Raw genomic sequence first — 18,455 nt, forward strand, 5'->3', positions numbered from 1 at the left:
GAAACCGCGTGACGCTCTCACCGTAATGCGCGCCGATGTCGAGGATGGTGAGGTCGGCCGGATTACGGTCCCCCAGCAGGTGCTGAAACGCGGCACCAAAGGGGCTCCCGCCGGTCCGGAAAGAAGAGGCCCGCGCGGCGCGACGCCTACGGGCCCGTCGTTTCAGAAGTGCCTTGATCGACATCCCGAGGTTCCTCTCCGCCACTCCCGTCGCCTGCCCCGGTTCTCCGCCCAGGCGCGGTCTTAGCACCGCTTGGTCATCTCGGCGACCACCGCCGGTGACCGGCGCGAATGGCCGGCCCGCCCCGAGCGCGCCGGCCGCAGCCGCAAGTCCCGAGGCCGCGCAGCCTCCCTGGCGGTCGCATGCCCTTGCACCGCCCGCAAAGACTGAACCTCAGCGCGAATTTTGTGTGGACTTTGCTTGCTACCGGCACGTAAAATTAAACTGTAAGGGGCTTTTCAGTGTGAGCGTGCAATCCCCGCGCGAAGTCTGGAAAGAGTTGGTCGAGGCAAGGAGGGGAACAGGATGGAGCAGGACGGTCACCATGCCCTTGCGGAGGTATTCGTTACCGTCGAGGGCTTGATCACGTTCCTCGATGCGCTCGAAGCGCGTCATGGCGTGCGTGACCCGAGGTTCGAGGAGGTGCGCAAAAAGCTGGACGCGGTGGCCGATTGCGTTCGGGGCACAATCGATGCGCCCGCAGGGCCCTTGGCGAGGGTAAGCCTGCGCTAGACCGTGGCGCGCCATATCCACGGTTCCACCTCCCCGCGGTGCTTGCACGGCCTGTGCGTTTCACGCTTAGCTTGCCGGACCTTTCGCGCTTCGCGAACGGTTTGGCCGGGGTTAGGTGCGCATGCGACGGGACGCCAGCAAGGAACTCGATCGGTTGCGTGCGCAAAGCGCCGCTGGCGACCCCGAGTTGCTCGCCGAAATCTTGCTGGTGTTCCTCTGCATCACTGTAAGTGCCTACGCCTTCGGCCTTTGGTGGCTCTATGGCTGGTATCTCGTCCAATACCTGTTGGTTCTGACCGAGCGCCATTTGTTGCGGAACCATCCGCACTGGAATTCCCGCGGCTATTTTCTCTTCATCCTCGCACTCAACCTCCTGATCGGCAGCAACTTCGCGCTTCTACCCGTGCTGCTCTGGGAGGTCGACCATGACGTGTTCAAGTTCGCAGTGGTCGCGCTGCTCACCGGTTCGACGCTCAACACATTTCTGGTGAGGGCGCGGGTCTGGCAGGCCATGCTGTGTTTCGTCCTGCCGAACGGCACCGCGATGTTCCTGATCGCGCTGTCATTCCGCCGGGAGAGCGACGTGCTGATGGACACTGTCACTGCGGTGGTGATCGCCTTTGCGATCCTTGTTTACTTTCTTGTTTGCGTGCTGCATGCATTTCGCTGGCATGTGCGCCACGAGCGCACCGAACAGAGCCTGGAACGCGCGCGCCGGTCCGAGGCTATCGGGCGGCTGACGGGCGGGATCGCGCATGATTTCAACAATCTGCTTTTCGTGATCATGGGCAATCTCGAAGCGGTCCGCAGGATGTCGACCGACAAGCGGCAGATCGACCTGATCGACCGCGGCCTTCGCGCCACCGAGCGCGGTGCCGACCTGACTCGCAACATCCTGCGCTTCGCGCGGAAGGCGAACCTGGCGCCACGCGTCGTGAACCTGAATTCCGTCGTCGAGGAGACCACGCGCTTTGCCGTGCGGACGCTGCCGGCCAATATCGCGATCGAGACCGACCTTGCGGACGATCTTTGGGAGGTGGAGACTGATGCGAGTTCCACCGAAAGTGCGCTGCTGAACCTCCTGCTGAACGCGTGCGACGCCATGCCAGAGGGCGGTCGGGTCCGGGTCGCGACCGCCAACCGGCGGGTCACGCGCGCCATGCCCCTCCGCGGCGGCGAGAGGCTTCCCGCTGGGCGCTATGCCACGATCTCGATCAGCGATACCGGGCGTGGGATCGCCGAGAGCGAGCTGCCGCGGATCTTCGAACCCTTCGAGTCCAGCAAGCCCGACGGCACCGGTCTTGGCTTGACAATGATCGACGTTTTCATGCGCGAGACCGGTGGCGGCATCGACGTGATTTCCGCCATGGGTGCGGGCACGACGTTCACGCTGTATTTCCGGGCGCGCCGGACAGGCGCGCCGCGTGTTGCCGCGACGCGGCGTGGAGGGCATATCGCCTTGGCCGCGCCCGGCGCGCGCGTGCTTCTGGTCGAGGACGACCTCGCCGTGCGCGAGGCGCTTCTTCGCATGCTAGATGGCACCGGCCACGAGATCCTGGCGGTCGAAAGCGGCGATGCGGCTTGGGCGCTATTTCAGGCGGACCCGGGCTTCGACCTTGTCGTCACGGACGTGGTTGTGCCGGGGCGGTTGCAGGGCGCGGCGCTGGCCGAAAAGATCCGCGTACGCCGCCCCGAATTGCCCGTGCTGTTCCTCTCCGGGCATGATTTCGGCGCGCTTTGCGCGCATCCGGGCGTGCGTGCGACGGATATCCGGCTGGCAAAGCCGGTGCGGCGGGCGCAGCTTGTCGAGGCCATTGCCATGGCACTGGACAGGAGCCAGCGGGCCAGCGATGGCGAATTGCCAGCGGAGGGGCATTGAGATGGCCGTGCCCGGCGGGAAACGGCGCACGGGACTCGGGTCTCTCGGCTTTTCGGTGGGGCTGCCGGCGCGGCGTGCTACGGTCCGCCACTGCGGGCCCCCAGTGCAGTTGGTGAGGTGTGAGGTGAGTCCGGAAAGCTACGATCGTGGCGACATGGCCGTCGCCCTGTTGATGGAGCGCATCGTGCGCGGCGCCTATGACGGCGCCCGGCGGTCGGGAGAAATCCAGCCGCTGCAGTGGTCCATCCTGCGCTATCTGCAAAGCTACCCGCCGGAGCGGCGAACGCTCACGCGTATCGCGGCCTATCTCGACCTCACCCACGCGCCGATCAGCCGGGCAATCCGCACCATGGGTGCGCGCGGGCTGGTCGAGATGGATGACAATCCCGACGACGCCCGCTCGCATATCGTCTCGCTGACAGAGTGCGGTCGTGCTGCCCTGCGGGCTGATCCGATTCGCAAGATCGCCGACCGTATCGCCATCCTCCCAGAGGCCGACCGTCTTGCGATGCGCCGCGCGCTTCGAGGCATGGCGCTCGACAAGGGTGACTAGACAGACGAATGCGCAAGATTGCCATCATCGATGACGACCCGGAGGTGCTCGACCTCTTGGCGCTGCTTCTGGCGGGCAGCGAGTTCGAGGCCGATTTAGCCGGCACCTCCGAGGAGTTCCTGGCGCTGTTGCGCGGCGGCGGTTACGCCGGGGTCATCGTCGATTTCTGGCTGAAAAACGAGTCCGCGCTGGAGCTTCTGGATCGACTGGCGGCAGAGGCGGGGGACCTGCCGATCATCCTGATCTCCGGCGGCGGCGGCGGGCATTCCCCCGAGATGGCCGAGGCGCTCGGGCATGTCACCGGCGTGGCCGCCTTCCTGCCCAAACCGTTCCGCCGCGAGGAATTGCTTGCGATCCTTGCGCGCTGCACACGCTGAGGCCGCCACGGCACGACCGGCAAAGCGGTCGACGAGCCTTGCCAAGTTCAGGCGCGCGCCTGAACTGGCGCACGGGCAAGGCGAAGGTCAGAGGAGGTGCGGAAGCGTGGCCTCAAGCAGCGCCCGCCCGCCCGGGCGCCAGCCGAGCGCGGAAATCGCTCGGGTGCGCATCACGCTGACCGGGGTATCGCTCTCCGGCGGCAGGGGATGAGAGATGCCCTCGGCGCGGGCGACGAACGCGAGCAACGCGCGATAGTCTAGCAGGAAATCCGACAGGTTGAAGGCGCGGCCAGCGCAGGTTTCGGCCGGGACCTCGCGGATCAGGCGGGCCGCGGTCGCGAGGTCCTGCCCGTGCAGTTCCGTGCCGCGGCGCGGGGCGATCGACCTGCCGGCCCGGAACGCGTCGAAGAGATCGGCCCATTTGTGGCGTTGCCCAGGGCCGGCCGGCCCGTAGACGCCCGTCGCGCGGAGCGACACGGGGACCAGGCTTGGCGACGCCATCGCGAACAGCGCGTCCTCGGCAAGGGCCTTCACCTCGCCATAGAGCGTGTCGGGCCTCAGCGCCATCTCTTCAGACAGGGGCGTTCCGGGCGGGTAGGCACCGTAAACGGCCCGGGAGGACAGAAGCAGGACATGGCCCACGCCCGCCGCCCGCGCCGCCTCGAACAGGGCCAGCGAGCCGTCGAGATTGGCCCGCACGAAGCCCTCCGGATCATCGCCTTCGCCGCCGCGATAGCGGCCGGGGACATGGGCGAAAGCACAGTGGACCACCGCGTCGTAGCCCGAGAGGTCGGGCCGGTCGCCCAGAGCATAGGGGGAATGGGAGACAGGGTCTGAAAAGAACCCCGGCGGCGGCGGTTGGCGCGTCAGCACAGTGACGCGCTCGCCCGCGGCCAGCGCCTCTTCCACGAAGAAGCGGCCGACGAACCCGGTCGCGCCGGTCACGGCAACGCTCATGATGTGGGGCCGGGCAGGGTGGCCGGGGCGGGGACGTCCTCGCCCTTGGCGTAGGCGCGCCAGAGGTCGATCAGGGGCCGCAGACGGTCCGCCTTGGCGTGGTCCTGCCAAGGTTTCTCATACTGGAAATGGAGAACGCGGATCTCGCGCCAGTTCCACAGTTCGGGCAGGTTGAACCAGACATATTGCAGCATGTTGTCGAAGACCGGCAGCCCGTGCCAGTCGGGAAAGAAGTCCTGCAGGAAGGTCTGGTCGGTCCGCCGCCAGAATGCCCCCGGCGCGTCCAGTCGCGCGAGCATGGCGTCGAAGGTGACCGGGGCGGGCCGCGCGGTGAAGACGCCCGAGTTCATCCGGTGAAAATCGGCGAGGCTCTCGTAGACATTGGGCGCAGCGCAGAATTCGGGATACTCGAACAGCCGGTCGATGTTCTGAAGAACCAGCGTGTCGGCGTCGAGGAACACCACGCGCTCGTAGTCGAGTTGCCAGAGACGCAGCTTGCAGAAATTGTCGAGCGGCGTGTGAAACGCCGGCTTATCCCCCTTGGTGAAGGGGGCAATGCCGTGGATGCGATCCTTGGCGTGGGCCGTGTTGAACGCGTCCGAGGTGGGCAGGAGGTCGGTCTCGACCAGCCGCGCGCCGTGGTCGCGCAAAGGCGCCAGCGCTGCGTCTGCCACGCCGCCGGTATGCATCACGCAAAGGTCGGCGCGCGTGCCGGTCGCCCGCAACGAGCGCAACAACGCCGCGGCCCCCAACGCGAAATCCGCATTGGTGACCAGCGTGACATAGGCGAAAGGCCCGCCCGCCGGGGCAGCGGGCCTCAGCCCATCGGTCATGAGACGGATTTGAGCTGTTTGCCCTCGACGTCATGAACGACGCGGGTGCCGATATCCTTGGTCCAGGCCGACACACAGGGCACGCGCGTCCGATCCACCCGGTGGGCGAACTTCCGCGCCACCTCCACCACCTCTTCCAGAAGACCCTCTTCCAGCGTGACCGGGTTCAGGCCGAGCTCCAGGAAATGGTCGTTCTTGACCACCAACTCGTTCTCGGCCGCTTCCTTCCGCGGGTTCGGCAGATAGGCGATCTTGGCGCCAGTCATCTTCGCAACGAGTTCGGCGAGGTCGCGCACCCGGTGGGTCTCGGTCATCTGGTTGAAGATCTTTACGCGATCCCCGGCCTCGGGCGCGTCCTTCAGCGCCAGTTCGATGCAGCGCACCGTGTCCTGGATGTGGATGAAGGCGCGGGTCTGGCCGCCGGTGCCGTGCACGGTCAGCGGATAGTCGATGGCGGCTTGGGCAAGGAAGCGGTTCAGGACCGTGCCGTAATCCCCGTCGTAGTCGAAGCGGTTCACCAGTTGCGGGTGACGGTTGGTCTGGTCGGTATTGGTGCCCCAGACGATGCCTTGGTGCAGGTCGGTGATACGCAACCCGTCGTTCTGGGCGTAGAACTGGAACAGGATCTGATCGAGCGACTTGGTCATGTGATAGACCGAGCCGGGCTTCGTCGGATAAAGGATGTCCATCCCCTTCGGCCCGTTCGGCGTGTCGAGGGAGACGTCGAGGTAGCCCTCGGGGATCGGGGCGCCGATCGTCGAGTAGCCGTAGACGCCCATCGTGCCCAGATGCACCAGGTGCGCGTCGACGCCGGTTTCGACCATCGCGACCAGCAGGTTGTGCGTCGCGTTGATGTTATTGTCGACGGTGTAGATCTTGTGCCTTTCCGAGATCATCGAATAGGGCGCGGCGCGCTGCTCGGCGAAATGGACGATGGCGTCGGGTCGCTCTTCGGCGAGCCAGTCCCGCAGGCGGTAGTATTCCTTGGCCAGATCGATCAGGTGGAAATGGATCTGCTCGCCCGCGACCTCTTTCCAGATGCGGCAGCGTTCCTGGATCGAGTCCATCGGGGTCAGCGATTGCACGCCCAGTTCCGTGTCGATCCAGCGGCGCGAAAGGTTGTCGATAATGTGGACCTCGTGTCCGAGGTTGGACAGGTGCAGCGAGGTGGGCCAGCCGCAGAAACCGTCGCCTCCGAGAACTGCAATCTTCATCGACTTCTCCTTTCGGGGTCCATGGACGGGCGCGGCCGTCGCGCCCTTTGGCGCGTGCGTTAGCGGAAGGCTCGCGCGCATGTCATTTGAAAGTTTTGTGTCACGGCCTCCACAGGTGGCATCTTGCCCATAAATGCGGGCGGTTTTCCACCCCGCGCCCCCCTGCGACGGAGTGACCCGGCTTAAAACCGTTGTAAGATATTTTAACGACTCATCTTATTATGTATGTATACCTTTGAATACAGGAGGCCGTGCGGACCCCGCGCGGCGGGAGGGACAATACATGCGCGACTGGTGGAGGCGAGCGGCGGCGCTGGCGCTCGGGCTGGGTCTCGCGGTGGCGCTGATGCCCGGCGAGATCGCGGCCCAGGAGGGTGCGCCGCAGATTTCCGAAAGCACCACGGACCATTCCAAGCTTGAGGAATTGCAGAAGGATTTTGCCTCGGGTCCGGAGGTGACCGAGGCCTGCCTGTCGTGCCACACCGAGGCCGCGACCCAGGTCAAGCACTCGATCCACTGGAAATGGGAGTTCGAGAGCCCGACGACCGGGCAGACCCTGGGCAAGCGCCATGTGGTCAATTCGTTCTGCGGCACGGTCGCCTCGAACGAGCCGCGCTGCACCTCCTGCCATGTCGGCTATGGCTGGGAGGACATGAGCGCGCCGCCCCCGGACGAGACCGTGCAGGTCGATTGCCTCGTCTGCCACGACACCTCGGGTGAGTACACGAAACTGGCGACCGGGGCGGGGCATCCGCCGCTGGAGGCCCGGGGCAAGACGATCACGGGCGCCGAGGCCTGGGCCGTCGATCTCAAGAAGGCCGCGCAAAGCGTCGGCCAGCCGGCGCGCGAGAATTGCGGATCGTGCCATTTCTACGGCGGGGGCGGGGACAACGTGAAGCACGGGGACTTGTCCTCTGCGCTGTATGATCCCAGCCGCGCGGTTGACGTGCACATGTCGTCCGAGGGCGAGGGCTTCACCTGTGCGACCTGCCATCATTCCGACAAGCACGTCTTCGCGGGCTCGCGCTACAACGTGCACGCGACAGACCCCGAGGGCGTGGGCAAGCCCGGCATGATCCGGCAGGATGTCGCCACCTGCGAAAGCTGCCACGGCACCGCGCCGCATGACGCGCTCTCGGTGACCGGCCTCAAGCTCAACGACCATGTCGACCGGATCGCCTGCCAGACCTGCCACATCCCCAGCTTCGCCCGCGGCGGCGTCGCCACCAAGACCCGCTGGGACTGGTCGACTGCCGGCAAGATGGATGCCGAGGGCCATCCGCTGCACATGAGCGAGTACACACAGGGCGACGGCAAGGAATTGCACACGTATCTCGCCACCAAGGGCGATTTCGAATACGGCGAGAACGTCGTGCCGCATTACGCTTGGTTCAACGGACAGGTGAACTACACCACCGCCGACCAGACCATCGACCCCTCCGGCATTGTCGAGATCAACCGGATCGCGGGCGGCCCCGACGACGGGCGGTCGCGGATCTGGCCGTTCAAGCGGATGGAGGGGCGGCAAGCCTATGACTCGCAACTCGACCATCTCGTCTATTCCAATGTCTGGGGTCCGACGACCGACACAGCCTACTGGACGAATTTCGACTGGGGCAAGGCGATCGAGGCGGGGATGGAAGCCGCGGGCATGGAGTATTCCGGCGAATACGGCTTCATAGACACCTACATGTACTGGCCGATCACCCACATGGTCGCCCCGGCCGAGAACGCGCTCGACTGCCGCGAATGCCATACCGAGAACGGCCGGCTGGCCAATCTTTCGGGGTTTTACATGCCCGGCTCTGCGCCCACGAGCTGGGGCGCACTCGCCGGCATGCTGATATTTTTCGCGATGGCCGGCGGCGTGCTGGTGCATACGATGATCCGGCTGATCGCCCGCGGCGACAAGGGAGGACATCATGACTGAGTCGACCCCGAAACCTCCCGCGCCGTTCGAGCGGGGCCTGACGCCCTGCCCGGATTGCAACGAGCGCGAGGTGCTGATCTACCCGAAATTCGAGCGCCTGTGGCACTGGTCCCAGGCGGGCTCGATCGTGATCCTGATGTTCACCGGTCTCGCGATGAACGGGGTGCATCATCTCATCAGCTTCGAACTCGCGGTGCGGCTCCACACGCTCGTCGCGCTGGCATTGCTGTTGCTCTGGGTCTTCGCCACCTTCTGGCTGTTCACCACGGGGAATTACAAGGTGTTCCTGCCGCGGGTCTTCGGGCTGCTGGCGGTGGCGCGCTATTACGCTTACGGCGTGTTCAAGGGCGAGCATCATCCCTATCAGAAAAGCCTCGCCCAGCGGTTGAACCCGCTGCAGGCGCTGGCCTATGCGGCGCTCAAGACGGTGATCTTCCCGCTGGTCTGGGGCACGGGGCTGATCTACCTGACCTACAACTTCTGGGAAGCCCTGCCCAATGCGCCGTTCTGGCTCGAGGTCGTTGCGAACGTGCACCTCGCCGTGGCCTGGGTGGTGGCCGGGTTCGTCATTCTGCACATCTACCTGCTCACGATCGGTCATTCCTTCCGAGAGGGTGTGCGGCCGATGGTGAAGGGCACCGAGAAGGTCGCGCTGACCCCCGAGCAGGAAGCCTATCTCGAACGGCACGAAACCTGGCGGCTGGTGGACTGATACGCCCGTTCCGGGCCGAAGCGAAAAGGCGCCCCACGGGGTGCCTTTTCACGCGTGTCGCGACTGGCTCAGCGGCCCCAGCTGCGTATCGGGCCGCAATCCATATGTACGAAGTTCGACCTGGAATAGCGCCCGACGCCGCCTGCGTTGCAGGCGCTGGCCGCGCGGGCCATCTGGCTGACTGACCGGCTCTTGAGCCGCACGTCGGCTGCCTCGCCCTTCATGTGGCGTGAGTTCTTGGCCACACCGCTCGAGCGCCGCCTCAACATGGCGTTGGTCTGCGGGCTGCGATAGCCCGACAACAGCATGTAAGGCTCGTTCACCTCCAGCAGCCCGTGCGCGGCGGCCATAATGTCGATGTTGCGCAGATCCATCGATATCTTGGTGTCCGTGCGCCAGTCGCGCATGAAGTGGTTGATCTCATCGACAGCTTCGCGGATGTAGTTGCCCTCGATCCAGTAGATCGTGTCGATGCTTTCACCCGTCCGCCCCGAATACATCCGGATGCGCCGGATGTCGCCCCCGCCCCGGAGCAGCCCGAAAGCGTTGGAATATGTCGGTGCCGCCGCAACGGTGGTTGCCGCGAACGCGGCCAAAAGGCCACGGCGCGTCATGCCGGTCTTGGTCGTGTCCATGATGTCTCAGCCCGCCCCACGTTTCGCCAATGCCGCGTTTTCGCAGCGTTTTTTGCCTCTGCACGGCTCTCCGTGACTGCCATCGTAATGACATATTGGGCCGCATGGGCCAAGGCTCGATTCGCCGCAGGGTGACGCGCGCGCGAAAACCGGCAAGAATTTGCTCACATCCGGCATGTAGCATCGATTGGTGACGCCCGCGGGATATCGGCAACAGCGGCCCGAAACTGCATGCGGAGACGCATATTTCAGTGTGGACAGGGAGTACGGAATTGCCGAGGATCGTTGATGTTGGCGCGACCGGAAAGCTTGACGGGGGAAAGGGTTGATGCGTTTTGTCGATCTGCGACGCGGCGTTATGGTCGGCGCCGTCTCGATCCTTGTGGGGCTGATCGGCGTCGGGCCGGGGCGTGCCGCGACTGCGCTGACCGCGTTCAAGCAGGCCGTTGCCGAAGCCGCCGCACCAGACGACGCGGTGGGGGCCTTCTATCGGGCGCGCGACTACGCCCCCTTCTGGACGACCGAGGCAGCCGCGGACCGGCGCCGCGCGCTTCTGACCGTTCTGGCGCAGGCGGAGGAGCACGGCCTTCCGGCCGCCCGTCACGACCCGGAGCGGTTGATCGCAACCTTCCGCAGCGCGCGCACCCTGCGCGACATCGGCCTGGCCGATGTCGAAGCCACACGCATGTTCCTGGCCTATGCCCATGACGTGGGCTCGGGCGTGCTGGTGCCCGGCCGGGTGATAGGCGACATCAAGCGCGAGGTGCGCCGACGCAGCCCGCAGGAGCTTCTGTCCGGCCTCGCGGCGGCCGAGAGCCCGCTCGTCTACCTGCATTCGCTCGCCCCGCGCACCCCTGAATATGCCCGCCTTTTGCGCGAGAAGATGCGGCTCGAGCGGGTGATCGCCGAGGGCGGCTGGGGGCCGGAACTGCGCGTGAGCGCGCTGCGGCCGGGCGCCTCCGGCGCCGGCGTTGTCGCGCTGCGCAACCGCATGATCGCCATGGGCTATCTCGCGCGCTCCGCCGCCGCGACATACGACGCCGCGTTGCAGAAGGCGGTGCAGGCGTTCCAGCTCGACCATGGCCTGGAGGCCGATGGCGTTGCCGGTCGCGACACGATCGACGAGATCAATGTCGCCCCCGAGGCGCGGCTGAAATCGCTCCTCGTCGCGATGGAGCGCGAGCGCTGGCTGGGCGACGACCGCGGCAACCGCCATGTGCTGGTCAATATCACCGATTTTCACGCCCGTATCGTCGAGGAGGGCGAGGTCGTGTTCCAGACCCGGTCCGTTGTTGGCAAGAACCTCAGCACGCACCGGACGCCCGAGTTCTCCGACGTGATGGAGCACATGGTGGTCAACCCCACCTGGAACGTGCCTCGCTCCATCGCGGTCAAGGAGTACCTGCCCAAGATGAAGGCCAACCCCAACGCACACAGCTACCTGCAGCTTGTCGACGGGCGCGGCCGGGTGGTCAGCCGGGGCGCGGTAGATTTCAGCCGCTACACCGCGCGCAACTTCCCTTTCGACCTCAAGCAGCCCCCATCGACGCGCAACGCGTTGGGGCTGGTGAAGTTCATGTTCCCCAACCGTTACAACATCTATCTCCATGACACACCGTCGAAATCGTTGTTCGACCGCGAGGTGCGCGCCTTCAGCCATGGCTGCGTCCGGCTGAGCGATCCGTTCGATTTCGCCTATGCGCTGCTCGCTGAGCAGACTGACGACCCGGTCGGGTTTTTCCAGTCGAAGCTGGCCACCGGCCGCGAGACGCGCGTCGACCTTGCGCAACCATTGCCGGTACACATAGTCTATCGCACCGCGGTGACCGACCGGAAGGGTCGGATGCAGTACCGCCGCGACGTCTATGGCCGCGACTCGGCGATTTTCCGGGCGCTGGAGGCCGCCGGGGTGGCGCTCGGCGCCGTTCGGGGGTAAACCCGGCGCCCGAGAGCGACCGCGCGGGGCGACCCGCGCGCGCACAGGGAGCCGCAATGGCGTTCACAGTCGAACAGATCGCGACCGCGCTCGGCGCGCGGCTGGAGGGCGCGGGCGGCGTGCGGATCACCTGCGCGTCGGAGCCCGCCGCGGCCGGCCCGGACGCATTGGCGCTGGCCATGGATCCGAAATATGCCGACGGGCTTGCGCAGGGCCGGGCGCGGGCGGCCGTGCTTTGGAATGGCGCGGACTGGCGCGCACTCGGGCTGGATGCAGCGATCTTCGTGCCGCGGCCGCGCTACGCGATGTCGGGGCTGACGCGGCTGATGGACCCAGGCCCCGAGATCGCGCCGGGCGTCCATCCTTCGGCGGTCGTCGACCCCACCGCCGAGATCGGCGAAGGCGCAGCGATCGGTCCTCTCGCGGTTGTCGGCCGGTGCGCCGTGATCGGCCCGCGGGCCCGGGTGGCGGCCCATGCGGTCATTGCCGAGCAGGCGCGCATCGGTGCGGACGCACTGATCCTTCACGGGGCCAAGATCTGTGCACGGGTCACGATCGGCGATCGCTTCATTGCACAGCCCGGTGCAGTGGTCGGTGCGGACGGATTCTCATTCGTGACGCCCGAGAAATCAGGCGTCGAGAACGTGCGCGAGACCTTGGGCGACCGCGGCGAAGCGGTGGACCAGAGTTGGACGCGGATACATTCTCTTGGTGCCGTAACGATAGGGGACGACGTGGAAATCGGCGCCAATGTCTGTATCGACCGGGGCACGATCCGCGACACTTCCATCGGGGCGGGCACCAAGCTCGACAACCTCGTCCATGTCGGCCACAACGTCGAGGTCGGGCGCGACTGCCTGCTCTGCGGGCAGGTTGGCATCGCCGGGTCCACCCGGATAGGCGACCGCGTGGTGTTTGCCGGGCAGGTGGGCGTAAACGACAATATCCGGGTCGGCGACGACGTGATCGCGGGCGGCGCGACCAAGATCTTCACCAACGCGCCGTCGGGGCGCGTCCTGCTGGGCTACCCGGCGATGCGGATGGACTCTCATGTCGAGGCGTACAAGGGACTCCGTCGCCTGCCGCGGCTTTTCGCGCAGGTCGCCGAGCTGCAAAAAGCGGTTTCAAAGCTCTCCGGGAGCGACTAAATCCACGCAGGAGCAGAGGCAGAGAGGCACCAAATGGCAGACCGCGTGAAGGACAAGGTGATCGAGATCATCGCTGAGCAGGCGGTGCTCGAACCCTCGGATGTCCGGATGGACTCCACGTTGGAGGACCTCGGCATCGACAGCCTCGGCCTCGTGGAGTCGATCTTCGCCATCGAAGAAGCGTTCGACATCCAGGTTCCGTTCAATGCCAACGAGCCCACCGAAAGCGATTTCGACATCTCTTCAGTCGCTGCCATTGTCCGGGCCGTCGAGGGGCTGGTGGCCGAACAGAAGGCATGAGACGCGTCGTCATCACCGGCCAGGGCACGATCAACGCGCTCGGCCACAACGTGCCCGAAACGCTTGCGGCCTTCCGCGAGGGGCGCTGTGGCATCGGCGAATTGGAAATCCGCGACCTCGACCGGCTGTCCATCCGCATCGGCGGGCAGGTGAAGGGCTATCAGCCCGAGGACCATTTCAACCGCCAGCAGATCGCGCTCTATGACCGGTTTACCCAGTTCACGCTGCTCGCGGCGAAAGAGGCGATCGCGCAGTCCGGTCTGACCTTCTGCGGCGAGCTTTCGCACTCGACCGGGGTTGTCTTGGGTACCGCGGGCGGCGGTGTGAACACTTGGGACGAGAATTACCGCACGGTCTATGAGGACGGGAAGAATCGGGTGCATCCCTTCGTCGTGCCGAAGTTGATGAACAACGCCGCGGCGAGCCATGTCTCTATGGGTTACAACCTGCGGGGCCCAAGTTTCACCGTGGCGACGGCCTGTGCCTCGTCGAACCATGCGATGGGGCAGGCGTTCCATCTTGTTCGGTCGGGGGCGAGCCCGGTGATGGTCACCGGGGGGTCGGAATCGATGCTGTGCTTCGGTGGTATCAAAGCGTGGGAGGGGTTGCGCGTGATGTCGCGCGACGCCTGCCGGCCTTTCAGCGCCAACCGCAACGGCATGGTCCAGGGCGAGGGCGCAGCGATCTTTGTCTTCGAAGAATACGAACACGCCCGCGCCCGGGGCGCAGAAGTTCTCGCCGAGGTTGTCGGCTTCGCGATGACGTCCGATGCTGCGGATATCGTCATGCCGTCAAAGCAGGGCGCGGCGAGGGCAATGGCCGGCGCTTTGCGCGATGCCGGCCTCGCGCCCGAGGACGTGGGCTATATCAATGCCCATGGCACCGGCACAGCGGCCAATGACAAGACCGAATGCGCAGCGGTGGCCGATGTGTTCGGCCCGCATGCGGATGCTCTGATGATCTCGTCCACCAAGTCGATGCATGGGCATCTGATCGGGGGCACCGGGGCGGTGGAGCTGCTGGCCTGCATCATGGCGCTGAAGGACGGTGTGATCCCGCCCACCATCGGCTATGAAGAGTCCGATCCGGAATGCACGCTAGACGTTGTCCCGAACGCGGCGCGCGAGGCGCGGGTTGATGTGGCGCTGTCGAACGCCTTTGCTTTCGGCGGACTCAACGCCGTTCTGGCTCTGCGCCGGGTCTGACCGGCACGACGAATCTGCGTTTGGACTCTTGGCGCCGGTTCTCCGGCCAAACGGGACCGCGACGCCGGGCGACGCGGCCCCGGCGCGTTACTGCGGCAACATCTCTTGCAAAGACTCGAAAGCGGCGGTGAAGCCCGAGAGCGACATCGTCACTTCCTGCGGCTGGTCCGGCGCGCGCAGCGGGATGATCGCGACTGCTGCCTCGGCGCCAGCTTTCAGGGCGTCGAGTTGCTGCCCCTCGACCGAAAACTGCGCGATGCAGGAGTCGGGACGGCAATAGGTAAAGGGCACGGTCCACGGCTCCGAGGCGTCGATCTGGATGCGAAGCCCGCGGCTGAGCAGGGTTTCCAGCGGGGTCGCGATCTCGATACCCGCAACGCGCGGCGCGGCGGCGTCGGGCAGGGCGGCGATGCTGACCTTGCTGACCGCGTTTTCATTGGCATCAAGCAACAGCTGCTGCATCGTGCAGGCCTCGCGGCCGTCGGCCACCGGTGCACATATCACCCGCCAGTCCGTGAAGGTATCGCGCACATAGGCCTGGGGTTGCTCGGCTTCGGTCTGCGTCGGTGCCGCCGCCGCATCTTCCGTGCCCGCGGTTTCACCGGTGGTCTCCGCTTCCGTGGGCGTCGTCGCGCCATCCTCGCCGCTGTCCTGGGCGAGGGCCGGTGGCGCAAACGCGAGGAGTGCGGCGAGACCGAGGGGGCTGAGAAGTTCACGCATGATGCCTGCCTTTCTTTGCTGCGTTGCCGCCGCTCTACCATGCCGCGGGGCGACTGTCAGGGGGCAATCTCCGGCCAAGACGGCAACGGAAAAAAGGGCCGCAGAGCAGCCCTTTCTCCATGTCTTCTTCTCCCTGTCGGACGGGCCGACCTTATAATGGATGGTACGCTAAGCGAGTTGTTAACAGGCGTCAACAGGCAATGAATCGCCCCTGAGCGACGCGGCTCTGGCGCAAAAAAAAGGCCGCATCACAAGGATGCGGCCAGTCCATCAGGGAGGAAGACCCGCCCCGGGCAATACCCCCGGTCGGCGAGATGGCTCGATACTGGCATCAATTGGTTAAATAAGTATTGTTTCGGCCAGGGGAGTGCGCGGGGAGGGTGTGCAGGTGCCAACGGACGTCTTGATCGGGGGGAGGGGGCCGGAATACGGGGCGCCGCAATGGCTCCGGCTCGACCAGGCCAACCGTCACGGGCTGGTCGCCGGCGCGACGGGCACCGGCAAGACGGTCACGTTGCAGATCATGGCGGAGGGGTTTTCCGCGGCCGGCGTCCCGGTCTTCCTCGCCGACGTGAAGGGCGACCTCTCGGGGCTCGCCGCCCCGGGGCATGCCGCGTTTCGGCTGCACGACGCTTTCATGGCCCGGGCCGGCAAGATCGGCTTCGCCGACTACACCTACGACTCCTTTCCGGTGACCTTCTGGGATCTTTTCGGCGAGCAGGGCCATCCCGTGCGGACCACCCTGGCGGAGATGGGGCCGCTGCTGCTGGCGCGCCTGCTCGAACTCAACGAGGTGCAGGAAGGCGTGGTCAACATCGCCTTCCGCGTGGCCGACGAGGAGGGGCTGCCGCTGCTGGACCTCGCCGATCTGCGGGCGCTTCTGGCCTGGGTCGGCCGGAACCGGCGCGCGCTCGCGCTGCGCTATGGCACCGTGGCGCCGGCCTCGATCGGCGCGATCCAGCGCCGGTTGCTGGTGCTGGAAAACCAGGGCGGCGCGCGTCTCTTCGGCGAGCCCGCGCTCGATCTCGCCGACCTGATGCGGGCGGGGCCGGACAGGCGCGGCCAGGTGAACATTCTCGCCGCCGATAGACTGATGGCCGCGCCGCGCCTCTACGCCACATTCCTATTGTGGCTTCTTTCCGAACTCTTCGAGAACCTGCCCGAGGTGGGCGACCCGGCGAAGCCCCGCCTCGTCTTCTTTTTCGACGAGGCGCATCTTCTGTTCGATGACGCGCCGAAAGTCCTGATCGACAAGGTTGAGCAGGTCGCCCGCCTGATCCGGTCCAAGGGGGTCGGGGTCTACTTCATCACCCAGAACCCCGACGATGTACCCGAGGACGTGCGCGGCCAACTCGGCAACCGGGTCCAGCACGCGCTGCGAGCCTTCACCGCCCGCGACCGAAGGGCGCTCGGGCGCGCCGCCGAAACCTATCGCGACAACCCCGAATTCGACATAGCGACCGCGATCCGCGAGGTCGGCACCGGCGAGGCGGTGACTTCGTTTCTCCAAGAGGACGGCGTGCCCGGCATGGCGCAGCGCACGCTGATCCGGCCGCCCGCCTCGCAACTCGGGCCGCTGGCGCCGGACGCACGGCGCGGAATTTCTTCGGCCTCGCCCATGGCAGGCAAGTATGACCGGCCGCTTGATCGCGACTCCGCCCACGAGATCCTCGCCCGCCGCGCCGAGGCCGCCGCGCGGGAGGCAGAGCGCCTCGCAGAGACGGCTGAGGCCGCCGAGCGCGAGTATCGCAGCGCGCGGCGCTATTCCGGCACGCGCGGCGGCCGCACTTCGGCGCGACCCCAACAGGGCGCGGAAACGCTGGGCGACGCCCTCGGCAAGGCGCTCATCGCGGAATTGTCGGGCACCACCGGGAAGCGTCTTGTGCGGGGAATCCTCGGCGGTCTTTTCAAGGGACGCTGATCGGCGCTTCTTCTGGGTCGAATTACGCGCGCCGGAGCCGCCAGACGCCGTACAAGCTCGGAGGAGACGGGTGCGCCCTTGCCTCAGAGCGGGCGAATCTTGAGGCGCGTGATCCGGTTGGCCTGGCGCTGCAGTACCTCGAAGCGGAAGCCGTGGAACGAGAACACCTGCCCCTGGGTCGGGATCGACTGGGCCTCGTGGATCACCAGCCCCGCGATCGTGTTCGCCTCCTCGTCAGGCAAGGACCAGTCCGTTGCCCGGTTGAGGTCCCGGATCGTCATTGCCCCGTCCACCAGAACGGCACCGTCCTCAGTGCGGCGCAGGGGATGCTCGGCATCGACATCGAACTCGTCGGTGATCTCGCCCACGATCTCTTCCAGGATATCCTCCAGGGTGATCAGCCCCCTGAGCGCGCCGTACTCGTCGACGACCAGCGCAAAATGGGTATGCCGGCGCAGGAATTCGCGCATCTGGTCGTCCAGCGTCGTCGTCTCGGGCACGAAATAGGGCTTCATCGCGATGTCGAGCACACGGAAGTCCTCGAGTTTCTGGGCGCTTGCATCAGGGCCGCGCACCAGCTTGTCCATGGCTCGAAGCAGGTCCTTGGCGTGGATCACGCCGACGATGTTCTCGGGATCGCCCCGGAACAGCGGCAGCCGCGTATGGGCGCTTTCGAGGCATTGCGACAGGATCTGCTCCGACGGCAGATCGGCGTCGACCATCTCGATCTTGGACCGGTGCAGCATGATTTCCTCTACCGTCCGATCACCGAGGTCGAGCGCGCCGAGAATCCGGTCACGGTCCTCCTTTTCGACAAGTCCTTCGGAATGGCCGAGTTGCAGCGCGCCTGCGATCTCCTCGCGCACTGCGAGGATATGGCTATCGGGATCGGTCTTGACCCCGAACAGCGCAAGGATCTGCCGCACCAGTGCACGCACCGCCGAGACAACCGGCGAGAACACAAGAACCACCACTCGGATCAGCGGCGAGACGCGGGCCGCCGCGGTTTCCGCATTGGTGATCGCGTAGGTCTTGGGCAGCACTTCCGCGAAGATCAGCACCAGCAGCGTCATCACCAGCGTGGCCAGCGCCACGCCCGACTCGCCGAAGAGCCGTGTGAACAGCGCGGTAGCCAGAGAGGTGGCGAGGATGTTGACCAGGTTGTTGCCCAGAAGCACCGAGCCGATCAGCCGCTCGTTATCCTCGGTGATCCCCAGCGCTGTCTCTGCTCCCTTGTCGCCGCGGTCGGCGCGGGCGCGCAGCTTGCCGCGCGACGCGGCCGTAAGCGCGGTTTCCGAGCCGGAGAAGAAGGCCGAAAGGAGAAGCAGGGCGGCGATGGAGCCGGCGGTGAGAAAGAGGGCCGCGTCGATCAACGGGGCAGGGCTGTCCATATGTGTCTCTG

17 protein-coding genes are annotated in these 18,455 nt (G+C 65.9%); 11 read left to right on the forward strand and 6 right to left on the reverse strand.

Annotation, left to right across the window (positions count from 1 at the left end; genetic code table 11):
- Positions 1–526 precede the first annotated feature (526 nt).
- The 4 genes from BUR28_RS03365 to BUR28_RS03380 all read left to right on the forward strand — a co-directional run bounded on the left by BUR28_RS03365 (position 527) and on the right by BUR28_RS03380 (position 3,542).
- Complete coding sequence (locus BUR28_RS03365; protein WP_074218837.1) at positions 527–733, forward strand: hypothetical protein; 207 nt, start codon at positions 527–529, stop codon at positions 731–733.
- Between the two features lie 121 nt (positions 734–854).
- The gene (locus BUR28_RS03370) at positions 855–2,612 is read left to right on the forward strand and encodes an ATP-binding protein (protein WP_083626415.1); all 1,758 of its coding nucleotides are present in this window, start codon (positions 855–857) and stop codon (positions 2,610–2,612) included.
- A 154-nt stretch (positions 2,613–2,766) separates the two neighbouring features.
- Entirely contained in the window at positions 2,767–3,165 is a 399-nt protein-coding gene (locus BUR28_RS19825) for a MarR family winged helix-turn-helix transcriptional regulator (protein ID WP_074218839.1), read from the forward strand.
- 8 nt (positions 3,166–3,173) lie between these two features.
- Positions 3,174–3,542, forward strand: coding sequence for a response regulator (locus BUR28_RS03380; RefSeq protein WP_074218840.1), 369 nt, complete (start codon positions 3,174–3,176; stop codon positions 3,540–3,542).
- An 87-nt stretch (positions 3,543–3,629) separates the two neighbouring features.
- On the opposite strand, the gene BUR28_RS03385 is transcribed toward BUR28_RS03380, so the two are convergent.
- The 3 genes from BUR28_RS03385 to BUR28_RS03395 are packed head-to-tail and all read right to left on the reverse strand — an operon-like array spanning position 3,630 to position 6,546.
- Positions 3,630–4,499 carry an NAD-dependent epimerase/dehydratase family protein gene (locus tag BUR28_RS03385; RefSeq protein ID WP_074218841.1) on the reverse strand — a complete coding sequence of 290 codons (870 nt, stop codon included), beginning with the start codon at positions 4,497–4,499 and terminating at the stop codon, positions 3,630–3,632.
- A complete protein-coding gene (locus BUR28_RS03390; RefSeq protein WP_074218842.1) occupies positions 4,496–5,332 on the reverse strand; it encodes a glycosyltransferase in 837 nt (278 codons plus the stop codon). The genes BUR28_RS03385 and BUR28_RS03390 overlap by 4 nt, the downstream gene beginning before the upstream one ends.
- On the reverse strand, positions 5,329–6,546 hold the full coding sequence (locus tag BUR28_RS03395; protein WP_074218843.1) for an NAD-dependent epimerase/dehydratase family protein: 1,218 nt from the start codon (positions 6,544–6,546) through the stop codon (positions 5,329–5,331). Before BUR28_RS03395 ends, BUR28_RS03390 begins: the two co-directional genes overlap by 4 nt.
- A gap of 283 nt (positions 6,547–6,829) precedes the next feature.
- On the opposite strand from BUR28_RS03395, the gene BUR28_RS03400 reads away from it, so the two are divergent.
- Together BUR28_RS03400 and BUR28_RS03405 are read left to right on the forward strand one after the other, a co-directional pair.
- Positions 6,830–8,476 carry a tetrathionate reductase family octaheme c-type cytochrome gene (locus tag BUR28_RS03400; RefSeq protein WP_074218844.1) on the forward strand — a complete coding sequence of 549 codons (1,647 nt, stop codon included), beginning with the start codon at positions 6,830–6,832 and terminating at the stop codon, positions 8,474–8,476.
- The gene (locus BUR28_RS03405) at positions 8,469–9,188 is read left to right on the forward strand and encodes a cytochrome b/b6 domain-containing protein (RefSeq protein ID WP_083626420.1); all 720 of its coding nucleotides are present in this window, start codon (positions 8,469–8,471) and stop codon (positions 9,186–9,188) included. Before BUR28_RS03400 ends, BUR28_RS03405 begins: the two co-directional genes overlap by 8 nt.
- Positions 9,189–9,256: 68 nt before the next feature.
- Here the strand turns inward: BUR28_RS03405 and BUR28_RS03410 are convergent, their stop codons facing one another.
- Positions 9,257–9,823, reverse strand: a complete 567-nt coding sequence (locus tag BUR28_RS03410; RefSeq protein WP_074218845.1) for a peptidoglycan L,D-endopeptidase MepK — start codon at positions 9,821–9,823, stop codon at positions 9,257–9,259.
- A 328-nt stretch (positions 9,824–10,151) separates the two neighbouring features.
- On the opposite strand from BUR28_RS03410, the gene BUR28_RS03415 reads away from it, so the two are divergent.
- The 4 genes from BUR28_RS03415 to BUR28_RS03430 are packed head-to-tail and all read left to right on the forward strand — an operon-like array spanning position 10,152 to position 14,412.
- Positions 10,152–11,759, forward strand: a complete 1,608-nt coding sequence (locus BUR28_RS03415) for a L,D-transpeptidase family protein (protein ID WP_175566883.1) — start codon at positions 10,152–10,154, stop codon at positions 11,757–11,759.
- Between the two features lie 56 nt (positions 11,760–11,815).
- Entirely contained in the window at positions 11,816–12,907 is a 1,092-nt protein-coding gene (gene lpxD / locus BUR28_RS03420) for a UDP-3-O-(3-hydroxymyristoyl)glucosamine N-acyltransferase (protein ID WP_074218846.1), read from the forward strand.
- A gap of 33 nt (positions 12,908–12,940) precedes the next feature.
- Positions 12,941–13,207: an acyl carrier protein gene (locus BUR28_RS03425; RefSeq protein ID WP_074218847.1), complete on the forward strand. Its 267-nt coding sequence runs from the start codon at positions 12,941–12,943 to the stop codon at positions 13,205–13,207.
- On the forward strand, positions 13,204–14,412 hold the full coding sequence (locus BUR28_RS03430) for a beta-ketoacyl-[acyl-carrier-protein] synthase family protein (protein ID WP_074218848.1): 1,209 nt from the start codon (positions 13,204–13,206) through the stop codon (positions 14,410–14,412). The genes BUR28_RS03425 and BUR28_RS03430 overlap by 4 nt, the downstream gene beginning before the upstream one ends.
- Positions 14,413–14,499: 87 nt before the next feature.
- Here the strand turns inward: BUR28_RS03430 and BUR28_RS03435 are convergent, their stop codons facing one another.
- Positions 14,500–15,132, reverse strand: a complete 633-nt coding sequence (locus BUR28_RS03435; protein WP_074218849.1) for an invasion associated locus B family protein — start codon at positions 15,130–15,132, stop codon at positions 14,500–14,502.
- A 388-nt stretch (positions 15,133–15,520) separates the two neighbouring features.
- Here BUR28_RS03435 and BUR28_RS03440 point away from each other — a divergent pair, with 388 nt between their 5' ends.
- Positions 15,521–17,053: a helicase HerA-like domain-containing protein gene (locus tag BUR28_RS03440; RefSeq protein WP_074221496.1), complete on the forward strand. Its 1,533-nt coding sequence runs from the start codon at positions 15,521–15,523 to the stop codon at positions 17,051–17,053.
- A gap of 83 nt (positions 17,054–17,136) precedes the next feature.
- On the opposite strand, the gene BUR28_RS03445 is transcribed toward BUR28_RS03440, so the two are convergent.
- Positions 17,137–18,444, reverse strand: a complete 1,308-nt coding sequence (locus BUR28_RS03445; protein WP_074218850.1) for an HlyC/CorC family transporter — start codon at positions 18,442–18,444, stop codon at positions 17,137–17,139.
- Positions 18,445–18,455 lie beyond the last annotated feature (11 nt).

It is taken from the genome of Rhodovulum sp. ES.010, from assembly GCF_900142935.1.
Lineage (GTDB): Bacteria > Pseudomonadota > Alphaproteobacteria > Rhodobacterales > Rhodobacteraceae > Rhodovulum.

Coding starts and splice junctions, on each gene's coding strand:
- BUR28_RS03365 (WP_074218837.1), top strand. CDS start 527: ATGGAGCAGGACGGTCACCATGCCCTTGCGGAGGTATTCGTTACCGTC.
- BUR28_RS03370 (WP_083626415.1), top strand. CDS start 855: ATGCGACGGGACGCCAGCAAGGAACTCGATCGGTTGCGTGCGCAAAGC.
- BUR28_RS19825 (WP_074218839.1), top strand. CDS start 2,767: ATGGCCGTCGCCCTGTTGATGGAGCGCATCGTGCGCGGCGCCTATGAC.
- BUR28_RS03380 (WP_074218840.1), top strand. CDS start 3,174: ATGCGCAAGATTGCCATCATCGATGACGACCCGGAGGTGCTCGACCTC.
- BUR28_RS03385 (WP_074218841.1), bottom strand. CDS start 4,499: ATGAGCGTTGCCGTGACCGGCGCGACCGGGTTCGTCGGCCGCTTCTTC.
- BUR28_RS03390 (WP_074218842.1), bottom strand. CDS start 5,332: ATGACCGATGGGCTGAGGCCCGCTGCCCCGGCGGGCGGGCCTTTCGCC.
- BUR28_RS03395 (WP_074218843.1), bottom strand. CDS start 6,546: ATGAAGATTGCAGTTCTCGGAGGCGACGGTTTCTGCGGCTGGCCCACC.
- BUR28_RS03400 (WP_074218844.1), top strand. CDS start 6,830: ATGCGCGACTGGTGGAGGCGAGCGGCGGCGCTGGCGCTCGGGCTGGGT.
- BUR28_RS03405 (WP_083626420.1), top strand. CDS start 8,469: ATGACTGAGTCGACCCCGAAACCTCCCGCGCCGTTCGAGCGGGGCCTG.
- BUR28_RS03410 (WP_074218845.1), bottom strand. CDS start 9,823: ATGGACACGACCAAGACCGGCATGACGCGCCGTGGCCTTTTGGCCGCG.
- BUR28_RS03415 (WP_175566883.1), top strand. CDS start 10,152: ATGCGTTTTGTCGATCTGCGACGCGGCGTTATGGTCGGCGCCGTCTCG.
- lpxD (WP_074218846.1), top strand. CDS start 11,816: ATGGCGTTCACAGTCGAACAGATCGCGACCGCGCTCGGCGCGCGGCTG.
- BUR28_RS03425 (WP_074218847.1), top strand. CDS start 12,941: ATGGCAGACCGCGTGAAGGACAAGGTGATCGAGATCATCGCTGAGCAG.
- BUR28_RS03430 (WP_074218848.1), top strand. CDS start 13,204: ATGAGACGCGTCGTCATCACCGGCCAGGGCACGATCAACGCGCTCGGC.
- BUR28_RS03435 (WP_074218849.1), bottom strand. CDS start 15,132: ATGCGTGAACTTCTCAGCCCCCTCGGTCTCGCCGCACTCCTCGCGTTT.
- BUR28_RS03445 (WP_074218850.1), bottom strand. CDS start 18,444: ATGGACAGCCCTGCCCCGTTGATCGACGCGGCCCTCTTTCTCACCGCC.